The sequence below is a fragment of the Gottfriedia solisilvae genome (genome assembly GCF_002128405.1).
In the GTDB taxonomy this organism is placed as follows: domain Bacteria; phylum Bacillota; class Bacilli; order Bacillales; family Bacillaceae_G; genus Gottfriedia; species Gottfriedia solisilvae.
Genome location: NZ_NETJ01000010.1, coordinates 46,299 through 65,925, shown reverse-complemented (window position 1 = coordinate 65,925; position 19,627 = coordinate 46,299). Strand labels below are relative to the sequence as shown.

The 19,627-nt window shown below is 34.6% G+C and carries 17 protein-coding genes and 12 tRNA genes; 2 read left to right on the top strand and 27 right to left on the bottom strand.

Translation table 11 applies throughout. The features are described from left to right. Positions 1–121: 121 nt before the first annotated feature. The 13 genes from CAB05_RS20970 to CAB05_RS20910 all read right to left on the bottom strand — a co-directional run bounded on the left by CAB05_RS20970 (position 122) and on the right by CAB05_RS20910 (position 2,844). Positions 122–195, bottom strand: a tRNA-Gly gene (locus CAB05_RS20970). Positions 196–200: 5 nt separating this feature from the next. Further along, a tRNA-Pro gene (locus CAB05_RS20965) sits at positions 201–277 on the bottom strand. Positions 278–282: 5 nt separating this feature from the next. Then, positions 283–359 (bottom strand) — tRNA-Arg (locus CAB05_RS20960). Between the two features lie 467 nt (positions 360–826). Beyond that, positions 827–909 (bottom strand) — tRNA-Leu (locus CAB05_RS20955). 14 nt (positions 910–923) lie between these two features. After that, positions 924–996 (bottom strand) — tRNA-Lys (locus tag CAB05_RS20950). Positions 997–1,102: 106 nt separating this feature from the next. Then, a tRNA-Gln gene (locus CAB05_RS20945) sits at positions 1,103–1,177 on the bottom strand. 308 nt (positions 1,178–1,485) lie between these two features. Then, positions 1,486–1,560 (bottom strand) — tRNA-Gln (locus tag CAB05_RS20940). Positions 1,561–1,871: 311 nt separating this feature from the next. Further along, positions 1,872–1,947, bottom strand: a tRNA-Asp gene (locus CAB05_RS20935). A 13-nt stretch (positions 1,948–1,960) separates the two neighbouring features. Then, positions 1,961–2,036, bottom strand: a tRNA-Val gene (locus CAB05_RS20930). A gap of 12 nt (positions 2,037–2,048) precedes the next feature. After that, positions 2,049–2,123, bottom strand: a tRNA-Glu gene (locus CAB05_RS20925). 7 nt (positions 2,124–2,130) lie between these two features. Next, positions 2,131–2,221 (bottom strand) — tRNA-Ser (locus CAB05_RS20920). A 7-nt stretch (positions 2,222–2,228) separates the two neighbouring features. After that, positions 2,229–2,303, bottom strand: a tRNA-Asn gene (locus tag CAB05_RS20915). Positions 2,304–2,388: 85 nt separating this feature from the next. Next, the gene (locus CAB05_RS20910) at positions 2,389–2,844 is read right to left on the bottom strand and encodes a SprT family protein (RefSeq protein ID WP_088003984.1); all 456 of its coding nucleotides are present in this window, start codon (positions 2,842–2,844) and stop codon (positions 2,389–2,391) included. Between the two features lie 320 nt (positions 2,845–3,164). On the opposite strand from CAB05_RS20910, the gene cmpA reads away from it, so the two are divergent. Continuing rightward, positions 3,165–3,275, top strand: coding sequence for a cortex morphogenetic protein CmpA (gene cmpA / locus CAB05_RS20905; protein ID WP_088003988.1), 111 nt, complete (start codon positions 3,165–3,167; stop codon positions 3,273–3,275). Here the strand turns inward: cmpA and CAB05_RS20900 are convergent. The 13 genes from CAB05_RS20900 to msrB form a co-directional block, all read right to left on the bottom strand. Continuing rightward, positions 3,265–5,463 (bottom strand): Tex family protein, encoded by a 2,199-nt coding sequence (locus tag CAB05_RS20900; RefSeq protein WP_088003982.1) that lies wholly within the window; start codon positions 5,461–5,463, stop codon positions 3,265–3,267. The two genes, cmpA and CAB05_RS20900, sit on opposite strands and share 11 nt — an antisense overlap. 123 nt (positions 5,464–5,586) lie before the next feature. After that, on the bottom strand, positions 5,587–5,937 hold the full coding sequence (gene ndoA / locus CAB05_RS20895) for a type II toxin-antitoxin system endoribonuclease NdoA (protein ID WP_056476047.1): 351 nt from the start codon (positions 5,935–5,937) through the stop codon (positions 5,587–5,589). A gap of 4 nt (positions 5,938–5,941) precedes the next feature. Next, on the bottom strand, positions 5,942–6,223 hold the full coding sequence (locus CAB05_RS20890; protein ID WP_069033898.1) for a CopG family ribbon-helix-helix protein: 282 nt from the start codon (positions 6,221–6,223) through the stop codon (positions 5,942–5,944). A gap of 133 nt (positions 6,224–6,356) precedes the next feature. After that, positions 6,357–7,532 (bottom strand): alanine racemase, encoded by a 1,176-nt coding sequence (alr, locus tag CAB05_RS20885; protein WP_088003980.1) that lies wholly within the window; start codon positions 7,530–7,532, stop codon positions 6,357–6,359. Between the two features lie 168 nt (positions 7,533–7,700). After that, positions 7,701–8,711 (bottom strand): LolA family protein, encoded by a 1,011-nt coding sequence (locus CAB05_RS20880; protein ID WP_088003978.1) that lies wholly within the window; start codon positions 8,709–8,711, stop codon positions 7,701–7,703. A 254-nt stretch (positions 8,712–8,965) separates the two neighbouring features. Then, on the bottom strand, positions 8,966–9,319 hold the full coding sequence (gene acpS / locus CAB05_RS20875; RefSeq protein WP_088003976.1) for a holo-ACP synthase: 354 nt from the start codon (positions 9,317–9,319) through the stop codon (positions 8,966–8,968). A 23-nt stretch (positions 9,320–9,342) separates the two neighbouring features. Further along, positions 9,343–10,308, bottom strand: coding sequence for a UV DNA damage repair endonuclease UvsE (gene uvsE / locus CAB05_RS20870; RefSeq protein ID WP_088003974.1), 966 nt, complete (start codon positions 10,306–10,308; stop codon positions 9,343–9,345). A gap of 113 nt (positions 10,309–10,421) precedes the next feature. Further along, positions 10,422–11,978 (bottom strand): degradosome RNA helicase CshA, encoded by a 1,557-nt coding sequence (cshA, locus tag CAB05_RS20865; RefSeq protein WP_088003972.1) that lies wholly within the window; start codon positions 11,976–11,978, stop codon positions 10,422–10,424. 359 nt (positions 11,979–12,337) lie between these two features. Then, positions 12,338–13,723 carry a UDP-N-acetylmuramoyl-tripeptide--D-alanyl-D-alanine ligase gene (locus tag CAB05_RS20860; RefSeq protein ID WP_088003969.1) on the bottom strand — a complete coding sequence of 462 codons (1,386 nt, stop codon included), beginning with the start codon at positions 13,721–13,723 and terminating at the stop codon, positions 12,338–12,340. A 78-nt stretch (positions 13,724–13,801) separates the two neighbouring features. Continuing rightward, positions 13,802–14,902, bottom strand: a complete 1,101-nt coding sequence (locus CAB05_RS20855; protein ID WP_142283145.1) for a D-alanine--D-alanine ligase — start codon at positions 14,900–14,902, stop codon at positions 13,802–13,804. A 206-nt stretch (positions 14,903–15,108) separates the two neighbouring features. Further along, positions 15,109–16,380 (bottom strand): MDR family MFS transporter, encoded by a 1,272-nt coding sequence (locus CAB05_RS20850; protein ID WP_088003965.1) that lies wholly within the window; start codon positions 16,378–16,380, stop codon positions 15,109–15,111. Between the two features lie 127 nt (positions 16,381–16,507). Then, positions 16,508–16,735 carry a hypothetical protein gene (locus CAB05_RS20845; RefSeq protein WP_088003963.1) on the bottom strand — a complete coding sequence of 76 codons (228 nt, stop codon included), beginning with the start codon at positions 16,733–16,735 and terminating at the stop codon, positions 16,508–16,510. Positions 16,736–16,896: 161 nt separating this feature from the next. Beyond that, the gene (msrB, locus tag CAB05_RS20840; RefSeq protein ID WP_088003961.1) at positions 16,897–17,847 is read right to left on the bottom strand and encodes a peptide-methionine (R)-S-oxide reductase MsrB; all 951 of its coding nucleotides are present in this window, start codon (positions 17,845–17,847) and stop codon (positions 16,897–16,899) included. A 148-nt stretch (positions 17,848–17,995) separates the two neighbouring features. Between msrB and mscL the strand changes: the two genes are divergently transcribed. Further along, entirely contained in the window at positions 17,996–18,388 is a 393-nt protein-coding gene (gene mscL / locus CAB05_RS20835; protein ID WP_088003959.1) for a large conductance mechanosensitive channel protein MscL, read from the top strand. An 82-nt stretch (positions 18,389–18,470) separates the two neighbouring features. Here mscL and CAB05_RS20830 read toward each other — a convergent pair whose 3' ends face one another. Beyond that, a complete protein-coding gene (locus CAB05_RS20830; RefSeq protein WP_088003957.1) occupies positions 18,471–19,601 on the bottom strand; it encodes a C40 family peptidase in 1,131 nt (376 codons plus the stop codon). Between the last annotated feature and the right edge of the window lie 26 nt (positions 19,602–19,627).

Here is a 19,627-nt window from a genome sequence, read left to right as displayed (position 1 = left end):
CCAGCGTTCGTCCTGAGCCAGGATCAAACTCTCCATAATAGTTAAGTTTAAATCTTGTATTGCTCAAAAAACTAATAATTGACGTTTTACTTCATGTTTTGTTTAGTTTTCAAAGTTCAAATGGAGCGGGTGATGGGAATCGAACCCACGACCGAAGCTTGGAAGGCTTCTATTTTACCATTAAACTACACCCGCGAAGATGGTCGGGAAGACAGGATTTGAACCTGCGACCCCCTGGTCCCAAACCAGGTGCTCTACCAAGCTGAGCCACTTCCCGTAATATGGCGCGCCCGAAAGGACTCGAACCCATAACCTTTTGATCCGTAGTCAAACGCTCTATCCAATTGAGCTACGGGCGCATATTGTGTTGTCACTTCGTTAGCGACTTTTATAGTATATAATAACTACTACTAGAAGTCAACATCTTTTTAAAGTTTATTTTTCTTAAACTTAGTAAGCTTACTACGATAAGCTTCTGATGACTTCGTAAGTTCTAACGGGAACTTTATCTATATTAAAGCAACATGAACACAAAGTCAACATAATTTAAAAGAAAAATTAACTTTTATTGAAATAAGTTATTTTCACTAAATAGAATGTGACTTGAAGTGCTTAGTTTATGAAGTTAGCGTTAATCTATGCAATGTACTCTAAAGAATTTACTTAGGGTTTGAAAAGAAACTATATTATAGAAGTAAATATTAAACAAACCTTAATCCATCAAATAAATCATTTGCATTATAGGTATTGGTATTGATCAAACAACTATAAAATACAAAAAAGACAATCTACATGCTGTAGATTGTCTGGTTATATAGTTATAAGATGCGGCCGAGAGGACTTGAACCTCCACGGAGAAACCTCCACTAGGCCCTCAACCTAGCGCGTCTGCCATTCCGCCACGACCGCAAATAAACAAAAAGTGAGCCATGAAGGATTCGAACCTTCGACCCTCTGATTAAAAGTCAGATGCTCTACCTACTGAGCTAATGGCTCGTAATAAAGATAATATTACAAGTATCACAATTACTACACTTTTGAATGACTTAGAAGTCTATTTGGTCGTGCTATCGCACTAGAGCATTGCTCATAAAAAAGATAATGGCTGGGCTACCTGGATTCGAACCAGGGCATGACGGAATCAAAATCCGTTGCCTTACCGCTTGGCTATAGCCCAATGATTAAACTACATGAATCAAACTACTATGAATTCGCTACATGAACCTGCTCCGCAGGATTTTCTTTATGTTGTATTGAATTCACCTCTTGAATTACTCCTCAAGATAAAGACAATCCGACATTTGATCACGCTTAAAATCAGAAACGCGAGTACCTACATAAAAAGCATTACACTCACTCTTTATGTTGTATTGTATCCACCTCTTGAATTACTTCTCAAGATAAACACAATCCGACATCTGTAAAAGCAGAGTTTTAAATTCTTACTTAAATGTCACATTTCAACATTTCTTACAAATAGGTAAATGGCTGGGCTACCTGGATTCGAACCAGGGCATGACGGAATCAAAATCCGTTGCCTTACCGCTTGGCTATAGCCCAATGAAGTTGCTACATGGTCTGACTTCCGCGATTATACTACTTGATTATGCACCGCAGGATTTTCTTTATGTTGAACTGTATTCACCTCTTGAACTACTCCTCAAGATAAAGACAATCCGACATTGATCACATTAAAAATCAGAATAGCGAATGCTACATAAAAAGTACTAATCTCTTTTCTTCATGTTGTACTGCATTTACCTTTAACTCCTCTAGATAAAAACAATCCAACACTCAGATTACAAATAAATTAGATACCTAAAATATTATCTCCAAAAAAAAGAAAAAATACTACAATATGTAGTAAATAATGGCGGTCCCGACCGGGATCGAACCGGCGATCTCCTGCGTGACAGGCAGGCATGTTAACCGCTACACCACGGGACCGTATAAAATTAAATGGTGGAGGATGACGGGCTCGAACCGCCGACCCCCTGCTTGTAAGGCAGGTGCTCTCCCAGCTGAGCTAATCCTCCGTAATATAAAAATGGTGACCCGTACGGGATTCGAACCCGTGTTACCGCCGTGAAAGGGCGGTGTCTTAACCGCTTGACCAACGGGCCGTATGTATGGCAGAGAAGAAGGGATTCGAACCCTCGCACCGCGTTAGCGATCTACACCCTTAGCAGGGGCGCCCCTTGAGCCACTTGGGTACTTCTCTAAAATAATGGCTCCGCAGGTAGGATTCGAACCTACGACCACTCGGTTAACAGCCGAGTGCTCTACCACTGAGCTACTGCGGAATAATATAAATTATTCATCAACACTTTCTGGTAAGTGGTGACAAGTAATAATATAAACTATCAATATATAGCCTGTCAATACTATTTATAACTGTTTTAATGTACTTTTGCATATTCCACATACAAACCGTTTCAAGTCCACTTTTCTCTTTCGTAAATACGTTTGCCCACATTTTGTACAAATGTAACGATACTTATAGGGCACAATCCTCTTTTTAGTTGTTGTCGTTAAAGGCTTGCAGTACCTTGGTGCACCAACCTGTTTTAATAAATCTTTAAAATCCTTATCCTCATGCTTATAGCCTTTTTTCATTATGTGTAGATGATAATGGCATAATTCATGTAAGATAATACCCTTTAATTCTTCAATTCCATGTTCTTGGAAATACAATTTATTTAATTCAACATTGCTTGTTTTTAATAAATACCGTCCACCTGTAGTTCGTAATCTAGCATTAAAAGTAGCTTGATGTAAAAATGGACGGTTAAAATATTGCAATGATAATTCTTCAACTAATTTTTGTAGTATTTCGTTTTCCATCCTCATATCTTCCCTTAACTGATTCTATATTCCTTATTTCTTTTTGTATTAACTAATATACAACTCACATTTTTCTAGGTATCTGCATACATTAAACTTACAAATGAGAATTTCAAAGATCATAATCGTAAAATTTATACTAAATGAGTTGCTCTTAGTAAATCTCTCTACAATGGCGTAAAATTTATGTTTAAATGAACAATTTCGTTATCCTTTTTATAAAGGTATTAGAAGGTTACCCCTCACTCATTTAATATGTCGCCCATCTCTAATTAAGAAGATGGGCGAAGATTTTTAAGCTGGAGGTTTTTCATATGATTATGCCAAGTTGGCTGAAAACCCAAATGCAAAAAGCTTTTTATGAAAAAAACCGCTATCAAATAAAATTATTAAATCAATGCTGGTTTTACTATCAAAAAATTAAGCTTTGACTGTTTCTTTTGATTCAATCGGAAGCATTGACAAGCCTACTCTTTGCTTTTTTTGATCTACTTCAGCAATCCAGACTTTTACAACTTGTCCAACAGATACTACATCTAATGGATGTTTGATAAATTTACTACTCATTCGTGATATATGAACAAGTCCATCATTTTTTAAACCGATATCTACGAATGCTCCAAAATCAACGACATTTCTAACAGTACCTTCTAACTGCATGCCAATTTTCAAATCTTCTATATTAAGTACATCTTGTCGTAATAATGGTGCTGCTAATTCATCACGTAAATCTCTTTCTGGCTGCATTAAAGAATTTAATATATCCTTTAACGTAATTTCACCAATATCTAGTTGGCTTGAAGTTTCTTCTATATTTAAACCTTTTATTTTATCTTTTAATTCATTTGAGCCAAGTTGACTTGAAGACATATTTAATTGCTTCAATAATTTTTTAACCTGTCCATAGCTTTCAGGGTGAATACCAGTACGATCTAACGGTTCGTCACCTTCAAGCACACGTAAAAAGCCTATACATTGTTCATATGTTTTCGCACCAAGGCGAGGGATTGTTTTCAATTCTTTCCTGTTTGCAATCTTACCTTTTTCATCACGATAGTTTACGATGTTTTTTGCAACAGTTTTTGATAAACCCGATACATATTGAAGTAGTGAAACCGAAGCGGTATTAACATTTACCCCTACTTGGTTTACAGAAGTTTCAACAACAAACGTTAATGACTCGTTTAAGCTTTTCTGAGAAACATCATGCTGATATAATCCAACCCCAACAGATTTCGGATCAATTTTCACTAATTCTGCAAGAGGATCTTGTAAACGCCTTGCAATTGAAACCGCACTACGTTCCTCTACTTGCAGATTAGGAAACTCTTCTCGTGCTAATTCTGAAGCAGAATAAACACTTGCACCTGCTTCATTAACAATTACGTAGTAAATGTCTTTGTTTGTTTCCTTTAAAATCTCAGATACAAATAGTTCAGTTTCTCTTGATGCTGTTCCGTTTCCGATTGCAACCATTTCAATCTTGAATTGCAGAAGAATATCTTTTATCTTTGCAACGGCTTGTTCTCTTTTCTTCTGTTGAATTTCAACCCTTTCTCCTTTAAAAGGATGTGGGTAAATGACATCTATTTTTAGAACCTTACCAGTCTCATCAACTACCGCTAGCTTACAACCTGTTCTAAATGCCGGGTCAACTCCAAGCACAACCTTTCCTTTTAATGGTGGCTGTAATAGTAATGAACGTAAATTTTCTGAGAAAATGGTAATTGCTTGAGAATCAGCCTTTTCAGATAGTTCCTTACGTATTTCTCTTTCAATAGATGGTTGAATTAAACGTTTATATGCATCTTCTACAACCTCCATTAAAATTGAACGAACAAAAGTTTCTTTTTTAATCACATTTCGCCCTAGAAAAGAAATGATATCTTCATATGGTGATTGAACTGAGATCTTCAGAATATCTTCCTTTTCACCACGGTTCATTGCAAGAATTCGATGGGGTACAATTTTTGAGATAGGCTCTGAATATTCATAATACATTTCATACACTTTTTTCTCATCTTTATCCGCATCTTTGACACTAGCTTCTATTAAACCTTTTCTAAAAGTAGACTCTCTAATCCATTTTCGATAGTTCGCATCATCTGCAATCCATTCTGCAATAATGTCTTTTGCACCTTGGATTACATCATCAACTGTATGTACTTCTAATTCTTCATTTATATATTTTAAAGCTTCATCGGCTAATGAGCCCTCTTTTGGTAGCTGAAACAACCATTCAGCTATTGGTTCAAGACCTTTGTCCTTAGCTACTGTTGCTCTCGTTTTTCTTTTTTCTTTATATGGTCTATACAAATCCTCTACTTCTTGTAATTTTGAAGCGATTTGAATACTTTTTTGTAATTCTTCTGTTAGTTTTCCTTTTTCTTGGATTAAACGGATGACTTCTTCTTTTCTTGATTGTAAGTTCACTGCATATTCATATTTTTCAAGGATTGAATGAATTTGCACTTCATCTAATGAACCTGTTTTTTCTTTTCGGTATCGCGCAATAAAAGGGATTGTATTCCCTTCTTCTTTTAATTCAATAACAGTAGACACTTGTTGCGGTGAAATATTTAGTTCAGATGCAATTTTTTTAACTAATTGCTGTGACATGATTACGACCTCCGATATCTAACTATTTTTACGTACTTAAATAACCCTTCCAAATAGAAAGGGTTACAAAGCAATTTTAATCATTATTAAAAAATATGTAGGAAAAGCTGCATTAAGCAACTTTTAAAAATCAACAAGTCCCAAACTGATTTGCAGCGCTTCGTCAACCTGATCCATCATTTCATCATCAAGATGAGTAATTTTATCAGTTAACCGCTGTTTGTCAATCGTTCGAATTTGTTCTAGTAAGATAACCGAATCACGTTCAAATCCGTATTTCTTAGCATCAATTTCAACATGAGTTGGAAGTTTTGCCTTTTGGATTTGTGCTGTAATCGCAGCGACTATAACGGTAGGACTAAAACGGTTACCGATATCATTCTGTATTATGAGAACCGGACGAACTCCACCTTGTTCAGAGCCAACTACAGGGGAAAGGTCTGCAAAATATACGTCGCCACGTTTTACTATCAAGTGATTACCCCCCGCTAACTAAGCGCTCCACTTTCGAATCCGCTTCAGACTCAGCATAAAATGACTCAGAAGATATTAATAAGTTGATTTTAGCCATTTCCATGTATCCGCGTCGCATTTGTTCACGACTTTGGCGTCTTTTACGATCCTTCAAAAACATCTTAGTCGCTTGATAAATATATTCATTTCGATTACCGTTTTCTTGCTTTACTAATCCATCTAGTTCGCTTACTACGTGTTTTGGTAAACGTACTGTGATTTCAGTTGTCGCATTTAGTTCGGACAAGTTTCAGCACCTCCAGAATCAACTATTACCCATATATCTCCCTATATTACATCATACCATTAATTTCAAAGATTGGAAAGACACATATCTTCGTTTATCTTAACCAAATAAGCGTGTTTCATACTTTAATACATCAATTATCAAATTCATCTGATACTAGATAATTACTAATGGACCTTATTTTCCCATCTTTTTTGTATACTCTTGGAACTCTATTATTGATCAGACAAGTGACCTCATAATTAATCGTATTCATATGAGATGCAACATCTTCCGCACTCACAATTTCACCATTACTTTCCCCAATCAACGTCACTTTAGTCCCTACTGGATAATGTTTTGATAGCTTTATCATACATTGATCCATGCAAACTCGACCTACTATTTCTGCTTTTTCACCTTCTATTAGTACAGAAAAACCTTGCATATCTCTTAACCAACCATCTGCATATCCTACTGGAAGCGTAGCAACCCATTCTACATCAGATGTTTTATAAGTTGCTCCATAGCTTACTCCACTATTTGCCGGCAATTGCTTTATATGAGAAACTTTTGTGTAAAATGATAATGCAGGCTTTAAGCTAAACGGAATTTTTGTTTTCATTTCCAAAGATGGTGTTAGGCCATACATAATGATTCCAACACGCACTGTATTAAATAAGCCCGTTTCTAATACTGCTGCTGCACTATTTGCACAGTGAATTAAAGAAGGTAAAAACCCGCTGTCCTTAACCCATTCAATTGTTTCATAAAATCTATCTAATTGTTGTTGAAAATATGTTCGATCTAATTCATCCGCTGTCGCAAAATGCGTAAACAACCCTTCAAGATTGATCGATGATTTTTTTAATAAAGTTGAAGCTTTTTCCCATTCAGCTTTTGTTTTCAGCCCTAACCTTCCCATTCCAGTATCAAACTTAATATGAATCGTTACTTCATCAGAATCTGAAAGATAATTTGTGATATCCTCTAGCCAATCAACATTATATGCTGTTAAAGTCAAATTATGTTTGATTGCTATTTTTATATCCTGAGCTCTAGTTGCTCCTAACACTAAAATCGGAGCATCTATTCCAGCTTTACGAAGAAAAATTCCTTCATCAATAAATGCAACTAATAAACGCGTTGCACCTGACTTCAACGCTTGTTTTGCTACTTCTATATAACCATGTCCATATGCATTAGCTTTTAAAGCTACATATATTTCTTGATGATTAGGGTAAAGCGATACAATATTTTTAACGTTTTCTTCAATCGCATCTAAATTCACTTCAACCCATGTGTCGCGATAAAATGGCGTTTCTGACATAATTTACACTTCCTTATCGTTTTACCCTTGCTCTTTTTATATATGTGTAAAATTATTTGCTTAAATACAAGAAATGTCAACCTTTAACCTTATACAAATAGTCTATTTCAAATATAAAAAGGCGTGATAGTACTTCCATCACGCCTTTTCTCAAGTTTGTAAATATGATTATTTTGTTCCTGTTTGACCTACTGATTGAGCAACCTCAATTAATTCACTTTGCGTTAAGTTACTAGATACAATTGTAAAGTCTGTTCCACCGTGCGACCATGAAATCATTTTGTCTGAAAGTGCACCGACAGTATATCCTAAGTCAACTGGTTCACCACTGATCTCCATGACTGTACCAGTTTCTGAAATACGAGATTTTTCTTCAATTAAAGTAAATGATTTATCACCTTTATATGAAAGAATAACTTGAACACCACTTTCAGTTTTAACCTCTTGTTGGTCTTCTAAAGTTACACCGTCCATTAATTTATTAGGGTATTGCGTTACTAATAAGTTAGAATCATTATTAGTAGACGTTGGTACACTTAAACGTGCGCTTGTCATGTTTTTCTTCACATCAAATGCATCTTTATCAAACTTTGGATTGTATTTCACTTTATCAAATTGAACATCTAACACAACATTTTTATCAGAATCTAATAACTTAACTGATTCAGGTGTTAAACCTTTTTTATTAAACGTAATTTCTTGTGTAGGAAGTAATTGTTTATTTGTATAGTTCGTTTTCGTTTCAAATACATAACCTTTTTTAGTTGATTTGAAAGTAGCATCTTTATCTTGTACTAGATCATTTACTAATGATTCCGGTAAATATGGTTGGCTGCTGTTTGATGGCCAATCACTTTGGAAACGGTAACTTTTATTTAGTGCTGGTGTTAAAACAAATACGCCCTCTTTGTTTCGTAAAATGATTTGATTTTGGTCGCTTTTAGCATTTTTTAATTGTACTCGGTAATATGAAGGTTTTTTGTGCCAAATAACTACTTCATATTTTTGCGGATCATTTCCATTATTAATTGTTAACGTAGCGTCCGCCTGATAACCACTCATTTTTTCCATCTTATTACTTAATGAACCTACAACATCTTCCCTCGATTTCTTACCACATGCAGCCATTGATAAAACCAACGTAAAGGCCAAAAGCATCGCTACAAGCTTTTTCTTCATCTCCCCAGCTCCTTTGTTCCTCTTATATTGTAAAAAGAGAATCTCATGCAAAGGCAATAGAATAAATGTGCGCGAGTAGCTAAGAAGTTTAACCTAGATTTATTCATGCACGTTGCAACCTTGCTTCTCCTATCCTCATAGAACTATATGAGGTCAAGCTCTAAAATATGCAGACTAGCATGACAAGCTAAACTAAAAAAAATTACAAAATAAAAAACAGTCACTAAACTCGTAACTGTTCAATACTAAATTATCTATAATTGCTGTAAAACAACTTGCGCAGCGGCATAATGCTCAGTGTGAGTAATAGATAAGAAAGGAATAAAAGGTAAATCAACTGATAGTACCGGTTTCCCTTTTTCATCATTTAGTATTTCTATATCATGAAAGCCAAGTTCTTTTCCAATCCCTGTACCGAATGCCTTCGAACAAGCTTCCTTAGCCGCGAATCTCCCTGATAAAAACTCTAATTTTCTACGCTCAGAGAGATTTTTATAAATTTCATATTCAGCTTCAGTTAAAATCCTGTTTGCAAAACGTGGTTGCGATCCAATAATCTCTTTCATCCTTTCAATCTCTACTAAGTCCAATCCTATACCTACAATCATTTCCTCACCCTTACTTTCACTTACTACGGTTTAAAATTAAAACTAGAATCATTTACAACTTCAACAGAAGGATGACTTTTTAGATCCTCCATCAGTTTAAAAAGCGCATTATCTTTTTGTTTCGCTTCAATCATACAATCAATTTGCTTAACAGAGCCATATATTTCATTTAAAAAAGTAAGAAACATAGAAGGGTCTACATAATCTGCGTGTGCTCTTATGTCTTTATCGTCCCTTGGACTTGATATATGCATTTTCATTGGTAGCTCAGAAACTGTCCACGTATTTACTGCTCGCTCCCAATTTTCAGTCCACTGTTCGTTTACGTGATTCACCAAGTGATGGTGATAATCAAAAACAATCGGAACGCCTAGTTTTTCACATGCAAATAATGTTTCATCAAACGTAAACGTTGTATCATCATTTTCGAACATTAGCATCTTTTGGATTGGCGAAGGCACTGAACCAAAATTTTCCACCAACTGTTCTAACGACTTCTCTTTGTCATCATACCCACCACCAACATGTAATACACAACGATGCTCAGTATTTATTTTCATCGCCTTTAAAAGTTGGTAATGCATTTTTAATGTTTTAATTGATGACTTTAACAGTTCTTCATCAACCGAATTTAAAATAACGAAATGGTCAGGATGAAAATCTATTCTCATATTGTTTCTTAATGTAAATTCCCCAAGCTGATTTAGCTCCTCTTTTAAAGGCTTCATAAAATTCCAATCTTTCAACTCTTCATGATTAGCTAGAGGGATCAGCTTACTACTTAATCGAAAAAAAGATATATTATGTGCTTTATTGTGTTTAAGCAGTCGTAAACAATTATTGATGTTTGTTTTTGAAATAAGTTCTAATTTCCTAATCGCAGCTTCTTTGTCTTTTTGTTTTAAAAACTGTGCAAATGTCATCGTCTTTGATGGAGATGCATTTTGTAAATTCATACTCATTGCAACATAACCAAGTCTTACAAGCATATAAATCCAACTTTCTTACTTTTTCCTTAGTTTATGGAAAATACGTAAAATCACACTGTTTATTTTCAAAACAAAAAGGTACATGGAATAAACCATGTACCTTCATTTTAATATTATTTACTGCTATCTTGATGTCTACGTTGTCCGCCACGATTATTATCGCGAGAACCTGAAGCTGAACCTTCACTACGTTTGTTACGGAAGTTTCCACCACGGTTTCCGTCTCTATCGCCACGGCGACCATCTCCACGGCGGTCTCCACCACCACGACGATTATCTCCGCCACTACGTTTGTTTTCGCCACGACGGTATCCACCGCCACTGCCACCACGTCCACCGCGGTCACGTTTTACCATTGGTGGCTCATCAGTTAATCTGATTGGTGTCTCATTTGGTTCTTTAGTTAACATTTTTAACGCTGCTGCTACAACACTTACAGAATCATGCTCTTCAAGTAATTCTTCAGCAATACGTTTGTAGAATGCTAAGTTATCACTTTCCATTGTTGAAGTTAATTTTTCAGCAATAATACGTTGTTGACTTTCAATTGCTTCATCCAATGTAGGTGCGGTCATACGTTCCATACGACGTTTAGTAGTACGTTCAATATTTTTTAATTGGTTAAACTCACGAGGCGTAATAAATAGCATCGCAATACCTGATTTTCCAGCACGACCTGTACGTCCAATACGGTGAACATAGCTTTCAGGATCTTGAGGAATATCAAAGTTATAAACGTGTGTTACACCAGAAATGTCTAATCCACGAGCTGCTACATCAGTTGCAACTAATACATCAATTGAACCAGCTTTAAATTTACGAAGTACTTGCTCACGTTTTGCTTGTGATAAATCACCGTGAATACCTTCAGCTGCATAACCACGTAGGTTTAATGCTTCTGATAATTCATCAACACGACGTTTTGTACGACCAAAAATAATTGCTAATTCTGGTGTTTGAATATCTAATAAACGTGTAAGCACGTCAAATTTTTTCTTTTCTTGAACTTCAATAAAATGTTGTTCAATGTTTGGCATTGTAACTTCTTTAGCTTGAACTTTTACGATTTGAGGATTTGTCATAAAAGTTTCTGCAATGCGACGAATTGGGTCAGGCATTGTAGCTGAGAATAGAAGCGTTTGTTTATTTTCAGGAACTTCTTTTAAGATCGCTTCAATATCTTCAATGAATCCCATGTTTAGCATTTCATCTGCTTCATCTAAAACAACAGTATTTACGTTGTTAAGACGAATCGTACGACGGTTAATATGGTCTTGAATACGACCTGGAGTTCCTACAATGATATGTGGGAATTTCTTTAATGAACGCATTTGACGGTTAATATCTTGTCCACCGTATATCGGTAAGATTTTAACGCCTTTGTTCAGACCAATTTTGTGTAATTCTTCGCCAACTTGGATCGCTAACTCACGTGTAGGTGCAATAACAAGTCCTTGAACATGGTTATTATCTACATCAATTTTTTCTAGTAAAGGAATACCGAAAGCGGCTGTTTTACCAGTACCAGTTTGCGCTTGACCAATTACATCGTGGCCTTGTTTTGCTAATGGAATAGTCTGCGCTTGAATTGGAGTAGCTTCCTCGAAGCCTAATTTTTCAATCGCAAACAGGATTTTACTACTTAATCCTAATTCTTGAAATGTTGTCAATTTGGTTAATCTCCTTTGTATCTCAATTATATCTATAAAAATTATATGTTTCGTGACTGTTCACATTTGGAAGGTTCGTTTTTAGTGGAAAACAATGTCCGAAGTATCATGAAAAGGAAACAATATCTACTCATTATACGGACATTCCATCTAAAAAGCAAATGAAGTTATATTTTTTCAGTATGATTTTCATTCCTTCTTGTGTGGAAAACAATAGTCCAACTTCCTTAATTTTCCCATGTTTCCTCACTTTTAACATAGTAATCCAGCACATATATATTTTGCGCCTGAGCAATTCTTCCAATTAATTGTCACGTTAAAAATATAATTAGTAGCAATACTTTTGTTACGACTTCTCCCTACTCGTTTGTTTCTAATAATGCATTAACGACTTCTTCTAATTTCATTCCTCTTGAGGCTTTCACTAAAACAAGATCACCCGGTTTAACTTCTTGTTTTAATATATCAATTAAATTATTTTTGTCATCAAAACTTTTTACGTTCGAAGAGTCCATTTGTTCAAATGCAGAAACTGCTGCAAACTTACTTAATGAACCATAAGTGTATAAATAATTAAATTGAAGCCTTACAACCTCTTCACCAATTTCTTCGTGAAAAGCAATTTCTTGATCACCTAACTCTAACATATCTCCAAAGATTACAAACTTTCTTTTATAGCCAGTTAATTCCGCAGCAAATAAAAGAGCCGCTTTCATTGAAGTAACACTAGCGTTATAAGCATCATTTATAATTGTTAGCCCATTTTTAGTTTTTAATAACTCCATTCGCATTTTCGTCATTTCTAGATTTTGCATACCTAATAGTATTTCTTCCCAAGTTAAAGAGAATTTTCTAGCTACTGCTATTGCTGCCAAAGTATTACTAATATTATGTTTTCCTAGTACACTCAATTTGAAACGAACATTATTTGTTTTATTTATATCAAATTCACTACCTGATTCATTCATTTCAATAAAAGTTGGATAAAAATCATTCTGTTCATTAAAACCAAACGTTTCAATTGTATAAGAAGGCTGTTTATCTTTTGTACCATCTAATAATAATGGTTCATCTCCATTAATAACTAATAAGCCCTCTTTTGAAAGTCCACTTGCGATTTCTAGTTTAGCTTTTGCAATACCTGCTCTAGATCCTAATTCTTGCATATGGGACTCACCAATATTAGTGATAATTGCAGCATCTGGCTCCGCTAATTTTGATAAAAACTCAATTTCACCGAAATCACTCATACCCATTTCTAAAACAGCAACTTCTGTATCTTCATCCATTGAAAGAACTGTTAGTGGTAAACCGATATGATTGTTAAAATTCCCTTGTGTTTTATGTACTTTATATTTTGCTGAAAGGATGCTAGTCAAAATGTCTTTAGTAGAAGTTTTTCCATTACTGCCTGTAATACCAACTATTTTACCATTCCATTCTTTTAAATACGATTTTGCTAATGCTTGGAGCGCTTCTAACGTGTCATCAACTAAAATAACAGAAGTATTAGTTGGCGCTATTGTATATTTTTTTGAACATAAAATTGCACTTGCACCATTTTCTATAGCTTGAGGAAGAAATTCATGAGCATCAAATCTTTCCCCTATAATTGGTATAAATAATTTTCCATTTAAATCTCCACGTGAATCTGTTGAAACGCCATTAATTGATAGATCATTACCTACTAACTGACTTCCAGGTATCATCTTTACAATTTGTGATAAAGTACGCACGATTGCCATTGTCACCGACTCCTATCCGAAGTATTTCTATCTATTCATATGAAAACACTATTCAATCATGAATAGTGTTTTCAATTGTTAAATATTATATTTAATTTGTTGTTTTTGTTCGTGTCTTTCAATTCCTAAGTTAATTAATTTCTCAATTAAACTTGAATATGATAAACCTGAAGCTTGCCATAATTGTGGATACATACTAAATGGCGTGAAACCAGGCATAGTATTTACTTCATTCATTAATACTCCACCATCTTCAGTTACGAAGAAATCCGCACGAGTTAAACCAGAACCATCAATCGCTTTAAAAGCTACTTCTGCATAATGTTTAATCTTCTCATATGTTTCTTGTTCGATCGGTGCAGGAATGATTAATCCTGTTTCGCCACTTTCGTATTTAGCACTATAGTCATAAAACTCTACTGAAGGTTTAATTTCTCCTACAACAGAACATTCAACTTTATCATTTCCTAAAACTGCAATTTCAATTTCACGACCAACGATATTTTCTTCAATAATGACTTTACGGTCAAATTGGAAAGCTTCTTCAAATGCGGCAACTAAAGATTCACGATTTTTCGCTTTACTGATACCAACACTTGAACCTAGATTAGCTGGTTTAACAAAAACAGGATAACCTAATTCTTGTTCAACTTTTTCATAACAAGATTCAGCTGTTTCCTTCCATTCTGTTTTTAAGAAGTGAACATACTTCGCTTGTGGAATGCCAGCTTGAGCAAATAAATTTTTCATGATGACTTTATCCATACCTGCTGCAGATGCTAATACACCATTTCCAGCATAAGGGATATTTAATAATTCAAGTAATCCTTGAACTGTTCCGTCTTCACCATTTGGTCCATGTAATAATGGGAATATTACATCAACTGGTCCAGTAGATTCTTGATTTGATGCTGCAGGAATAATTGATGAAGTTAATGCAACAGGAGCAATTTCACTTACATGTTGATCTTCGTTTGAGAATTTTAAAGCAGCTACACTTTCTACTTTACCTTCTATTTGTTTACCTTGTAACCATTCGCCTTGTTCTGTTATATAAATTGGATACACATCAAATTTTGAGTGATCTAAAGCTGAAATAACGGCAAAAGCTGTTTGTAATGATACTTTATGTTCAGCAGACTTACCGCCATATAATAAACCTAACTTAATCTTCATGATGTTCCCCCTACTATTTTTTGCTCTTCCTATTGTACCACTTTCTCCCAAACTGTATAAGCTTTTATGGGTAGAAACCTATATTTCTTTACAACATATGCAAATAAATTGGAGTTGTGATAGAAATACGATCTGCTACAAATGCAGATAACCCAAAGAATCATTTCTATTGTTTTTCTCTGTTTAATCAATTAAAAAAAGGCTGCGCTTTATTGCGCTAGCCCTTGATTTTTTTCTCTAAATGCTACTTTCTCATCAAGTGAACGATACATTACACCTGAAACGACTACACCAGTACCTAATATGACAAATAGCCATAATCCAAGTTTCAGATCAAATAAGAATCCGCCTAACAATGGACCAAGGAAACCACCAATAGTCCATTTCATACTTCCAACTGCCATATATGTTGCTCTAAGTTCTTCTGGAGCAATGTTTGCAACGAAAGTCATTTGAACAGGTGACATAACCATCTCACCAAATGTGTAGTAAGCAAAAATGATTCCTAGAATGAATAAAATCACCCATTTCCCAAATCCAATTGAAAGTAAAATTGGTGGTGCAAATCCAATTGATAATATGCCTAAACCAAATAATAACGTTCCGTAAAACATCGTTTTTCCAATTGAACGATTCGCTAAATAACTTGAAATCGGAAACTGTAATAATACCACTAATAAACCATTAAGTGACATTAGAAATGGATACGGTGTCCACTCCCCAAAGTGAGATTGGAAACTTTGTTTAAAATAAAGTGGTAACATACCTTCGATTTGTGAGAACCCCATAGAAATAATAATACCTGTAGCAACATAAAAAAGAAGTAATTTATCAGTAAGAATAATATTTACAACCTGTTTAAATGGTATCTTTGCGCTTTCCTTTTCATTACTCTTCACATTTCCAGCTGGCAATGTTTCTTTTAATAAAATGAATTGAGCAATACTATAGATTCCCAATGCAGTTGCAGCGATATAAAACAAACTGTCTTTCGAAAAAAATACGATAGAACTTCCAAGTAAAGGCCCTATTACAGTACCAAAATTACTACCAACTCGAAGTAGTCCATACGCTTCCGTTCTTTCTTCTGGTGCAGTCACATCAGCAACCATGGCAGAAGCAGCAGGATCAAAGAATGAATTACTGATTCCCAATAAAATTGAAAGAATCAAAAAAGCCGTGTATCCTTCGACAAAAGAAAAAGAAATAAGAATGATTGAAGAGGCAAGCGTTGAAAATACCATCATACGTTTACGACCATATATATCAGCCAATCTCCCACCAAGCATTGAACCAAATAAAGATGCTATCGGTGAAATTGACATAATGAAACCAACTTTCAACATAGAATCAACTTTACCTTCTAGATATAATGCAAAAAACGGCATCAGCATCATCATTGCACTACTTGTAATGGTTTCTCCAATTACTCGAATCCACACGTTCCGATCCATTCCTTTTAACTTCTTAAAAAATTCCATATAAACGACACCTCCTAGTACGTCTAAATCTTCATTATTAAATGTATATGTTATAAATTTTAATAATTCAACAAAATAAAAAGGGTGTTCAAATTGACTTTTTAGTCATTGAACACCCACTCTTTTTTTAAGCTTGTTCTCTAGTTGAGACCGAAAACATCAATCCCAAAAATGTTCCTAGTAAAAATAATGTTGAACAAGAGCCCATTAATACAATGCTCACTGTTAAGACAACGTCAGTATGTACGTAACCGCTTCCAGTGAAATATAGTAAAAAAAGAATAAGACCAATTAAAAAGACAATACCTGAATATCGAGTATACGTTTCAACGATTTCATTATCAGTTCGCTTCATATAAATAACCTCCTGTAGTATTTTTGTTAAATGCAATACCTTAAATGTGACAACTTTGTGACACTTTTATATTAACACATATTTTTTATTATTGTAACTATATTCTGAAAATATTTTAAAGAAAAGAAAAAGCCGAGATTTTTCTTCTCGACTCATTCAATCTATTTATTGATAAAAATACTTTTATAATTCCCATAACCTTCTTCGTCCATTTTGTCATAAGGAATAAATTTCAAAGCTGCAGAATTAATACAATATCTCAGCCCTTCTGGTCCTGGACCATCATCGAACACATGTCCTAAATGCGAATCGGCTTCTGAACTACGTACTTCAATTCGCATCATGCCATGACTATAATCTTTCTTTTCTTCAATCTCACCTTTTAAAATTGGTCTTGTAAAACTCGGCCATCCACAACCAGAATCAAATTTATCTAGTGAACTAAATAAAGGAATACCAGATACTATATCAACATAAATTCCTTTTTCTTTATGATCCCAAAACTCATTACGGAATGGAGGTTCAGTTGCATCTTCTTGTGTAACGGCATATTGAATTGGTGTAAGCTTTTGTTTCAGTTCTTCTTGACCTGTTTTCCAATGTTCTTTTATAAATTTTTGACGTCCAGATCCTTTATAATAAAGCTGGTAACGAATCGGATGTTTTTTATAATAATCTTGATGATGTTCTTCTGCTTCATAAAATGGTTTAGCAGGTAAAACCTCTGTAACAATCGGCTTTTTGAAAACACCACTCTTTTCAATTTCTTCTTTTGATGCTAGCGCTAGTTGTCTTTGCTCTTCATTATGATAAAAAATCGCTGTTTTATAGGAACTACCTCGATCATGGAATTGTCCACCTACATCAGTTGGATCAATTTGACGCCAAAATGTTTCCAATAATTTTTCATAAGAATAAAATTCCGGATCAAAAGTAATTTGAACAGCTTCATAGTGGCCAGTTAAATGTGTACAAACCTCTTCATAAGTTGGATTCTCTTTTTCCCCACCTGTATAACCGGAAACTACTTTAATAATTCCAGGCTCCTTATCAAATGGTTTGATCATACACCAAAAACATCCACCTGCAAATGTAGCCAATTCATTCCCCATCTCGAATCCCTCCCAAATAATTGTCTTACTTAGTATTTACCATATTGAAGTGCTGATATAAATATTTTTGCTTAAGAATCTCCCCCCACGCTTGAAACAATTAAGATTTCTATGTAAACTAATACGATATTATATAGGGGGAATTACTATGTTTGAAGAGTTTAAGAAATTCGCATTAAAAGGTAATATACTCGATTTAGCTGTCGGGGTCATTATTGGTGCAGCATTCGGTAAAATTGTATCTTCTCTAGTTGCTGATATTATGACGCCGCTTCTAGGATTAATCGTTGGGAAACGAGATTTTACCGGATTAGTTTACCACGGAATAAAATATGGTTCATTTATACAATCTGTTTTCGACTTTCTAATCATTTCAATCTCGGTGTTCTTCTTCATTAGATTACTAAGTAAAATCTCTTTTAAGAAGAAAGAAATTGAAGAGGCTAAACCTCCAGTACCTACAAAAGAAGAACAACTTTTAATTGAAATTCGTGACTTGTTACAAGAACAAGTAAAAAATCAAAAAGGCATGGACTCATGAAATATCTGAGTCATGCCTTTTATTCTTATTCATAATAAAAAACCTCGTACCATATTTAATATAATACGAGGTTAATAATTTATTAGAATCGGCCATATCCTAAGAAGTGTGAACGTACCCAGCTGCTACTTAAGCTGATTGTACCAATACCTTTACTTCCAGCATGAACCATTTTGTTACCACCAATATAAATACCCATATGAGAAGGGCCATTAATATAAGTGTTTTCTAAGAATACTAGATCTCCTGGTTGTGGAGAACTAATCTTTGTAGCCATATTCCAGTATGATTTTACGTTAGCACGTGAGAAACCATAACCATTATGTGAATATACATACCAAATAAATCCACTGCAATCGAATCCACTTGGAGACGTTCCACCAAATACATAAGGAACACCTTGGTATTGCATTGCAAAGTCTACAATTGCATTACCTGAAGCAATTGGTCCTTCATTTTCTGATGGGCCAGCATTGCCTGAAGCACTAGAGCTAGAGTCATCGCTATCATTCGATAGTTCAGCTAATTCAAGTGATTGTTGTTCTAACTGTCTCACTCTTACATCTTCTTTTGCATCTTGCAGTTCTTTAACCGCAAGTTTTAATCTATATTCTGCAGATCTTAAAGATTTTTCTTTTGCTGCTTGTGATTTAGATAAATCGCTTTCTTGTGCTACAAGGTCTTCTTTTGCTTTAACAAGTGATTCTTTTTTCTCGTTCACAAGTTGTTTTTCTTTTTCAACTTCTGCTTGTTCTGATTCTTGCTCTTTAATGATATCTTGGTCTGCCTCAAAAAGCGTTGTAATCGAATTTAAACGATTAAAGAAATCAACAATACCATCAGAGTTGAAAAGAACATCAGTTACTAAATTAACTTTTGGTTGCTTTTGCATAGCAACAAGACGATCTTCTAGCATTTCGTTACGCTTCTCGATACGGTCTTGTAAATATGTAATTCTAGCATTTTTATCTTGAATGATTTTTTGAGTCTCAGAGATTTCTTCTTTTTTAGATTGTATTTTTGCTTTAGTGTCTTTAATCTTTTGATCTATCTTTTTAACATCATTACTTAATTTTTTGAATTGTGATTGGAATTTATCTACTTCAGCTTGCTTTTTTTCTACTTTCGTTTCGGCATTTACCGAAGCATTCGGCGCTAAAGATACTAAAAATGTACCTGCAATAGCCAGCACTGTAAGTTTTCTTTTAAACATTTCAGCGTGTCTCCTCTCGCTTATCT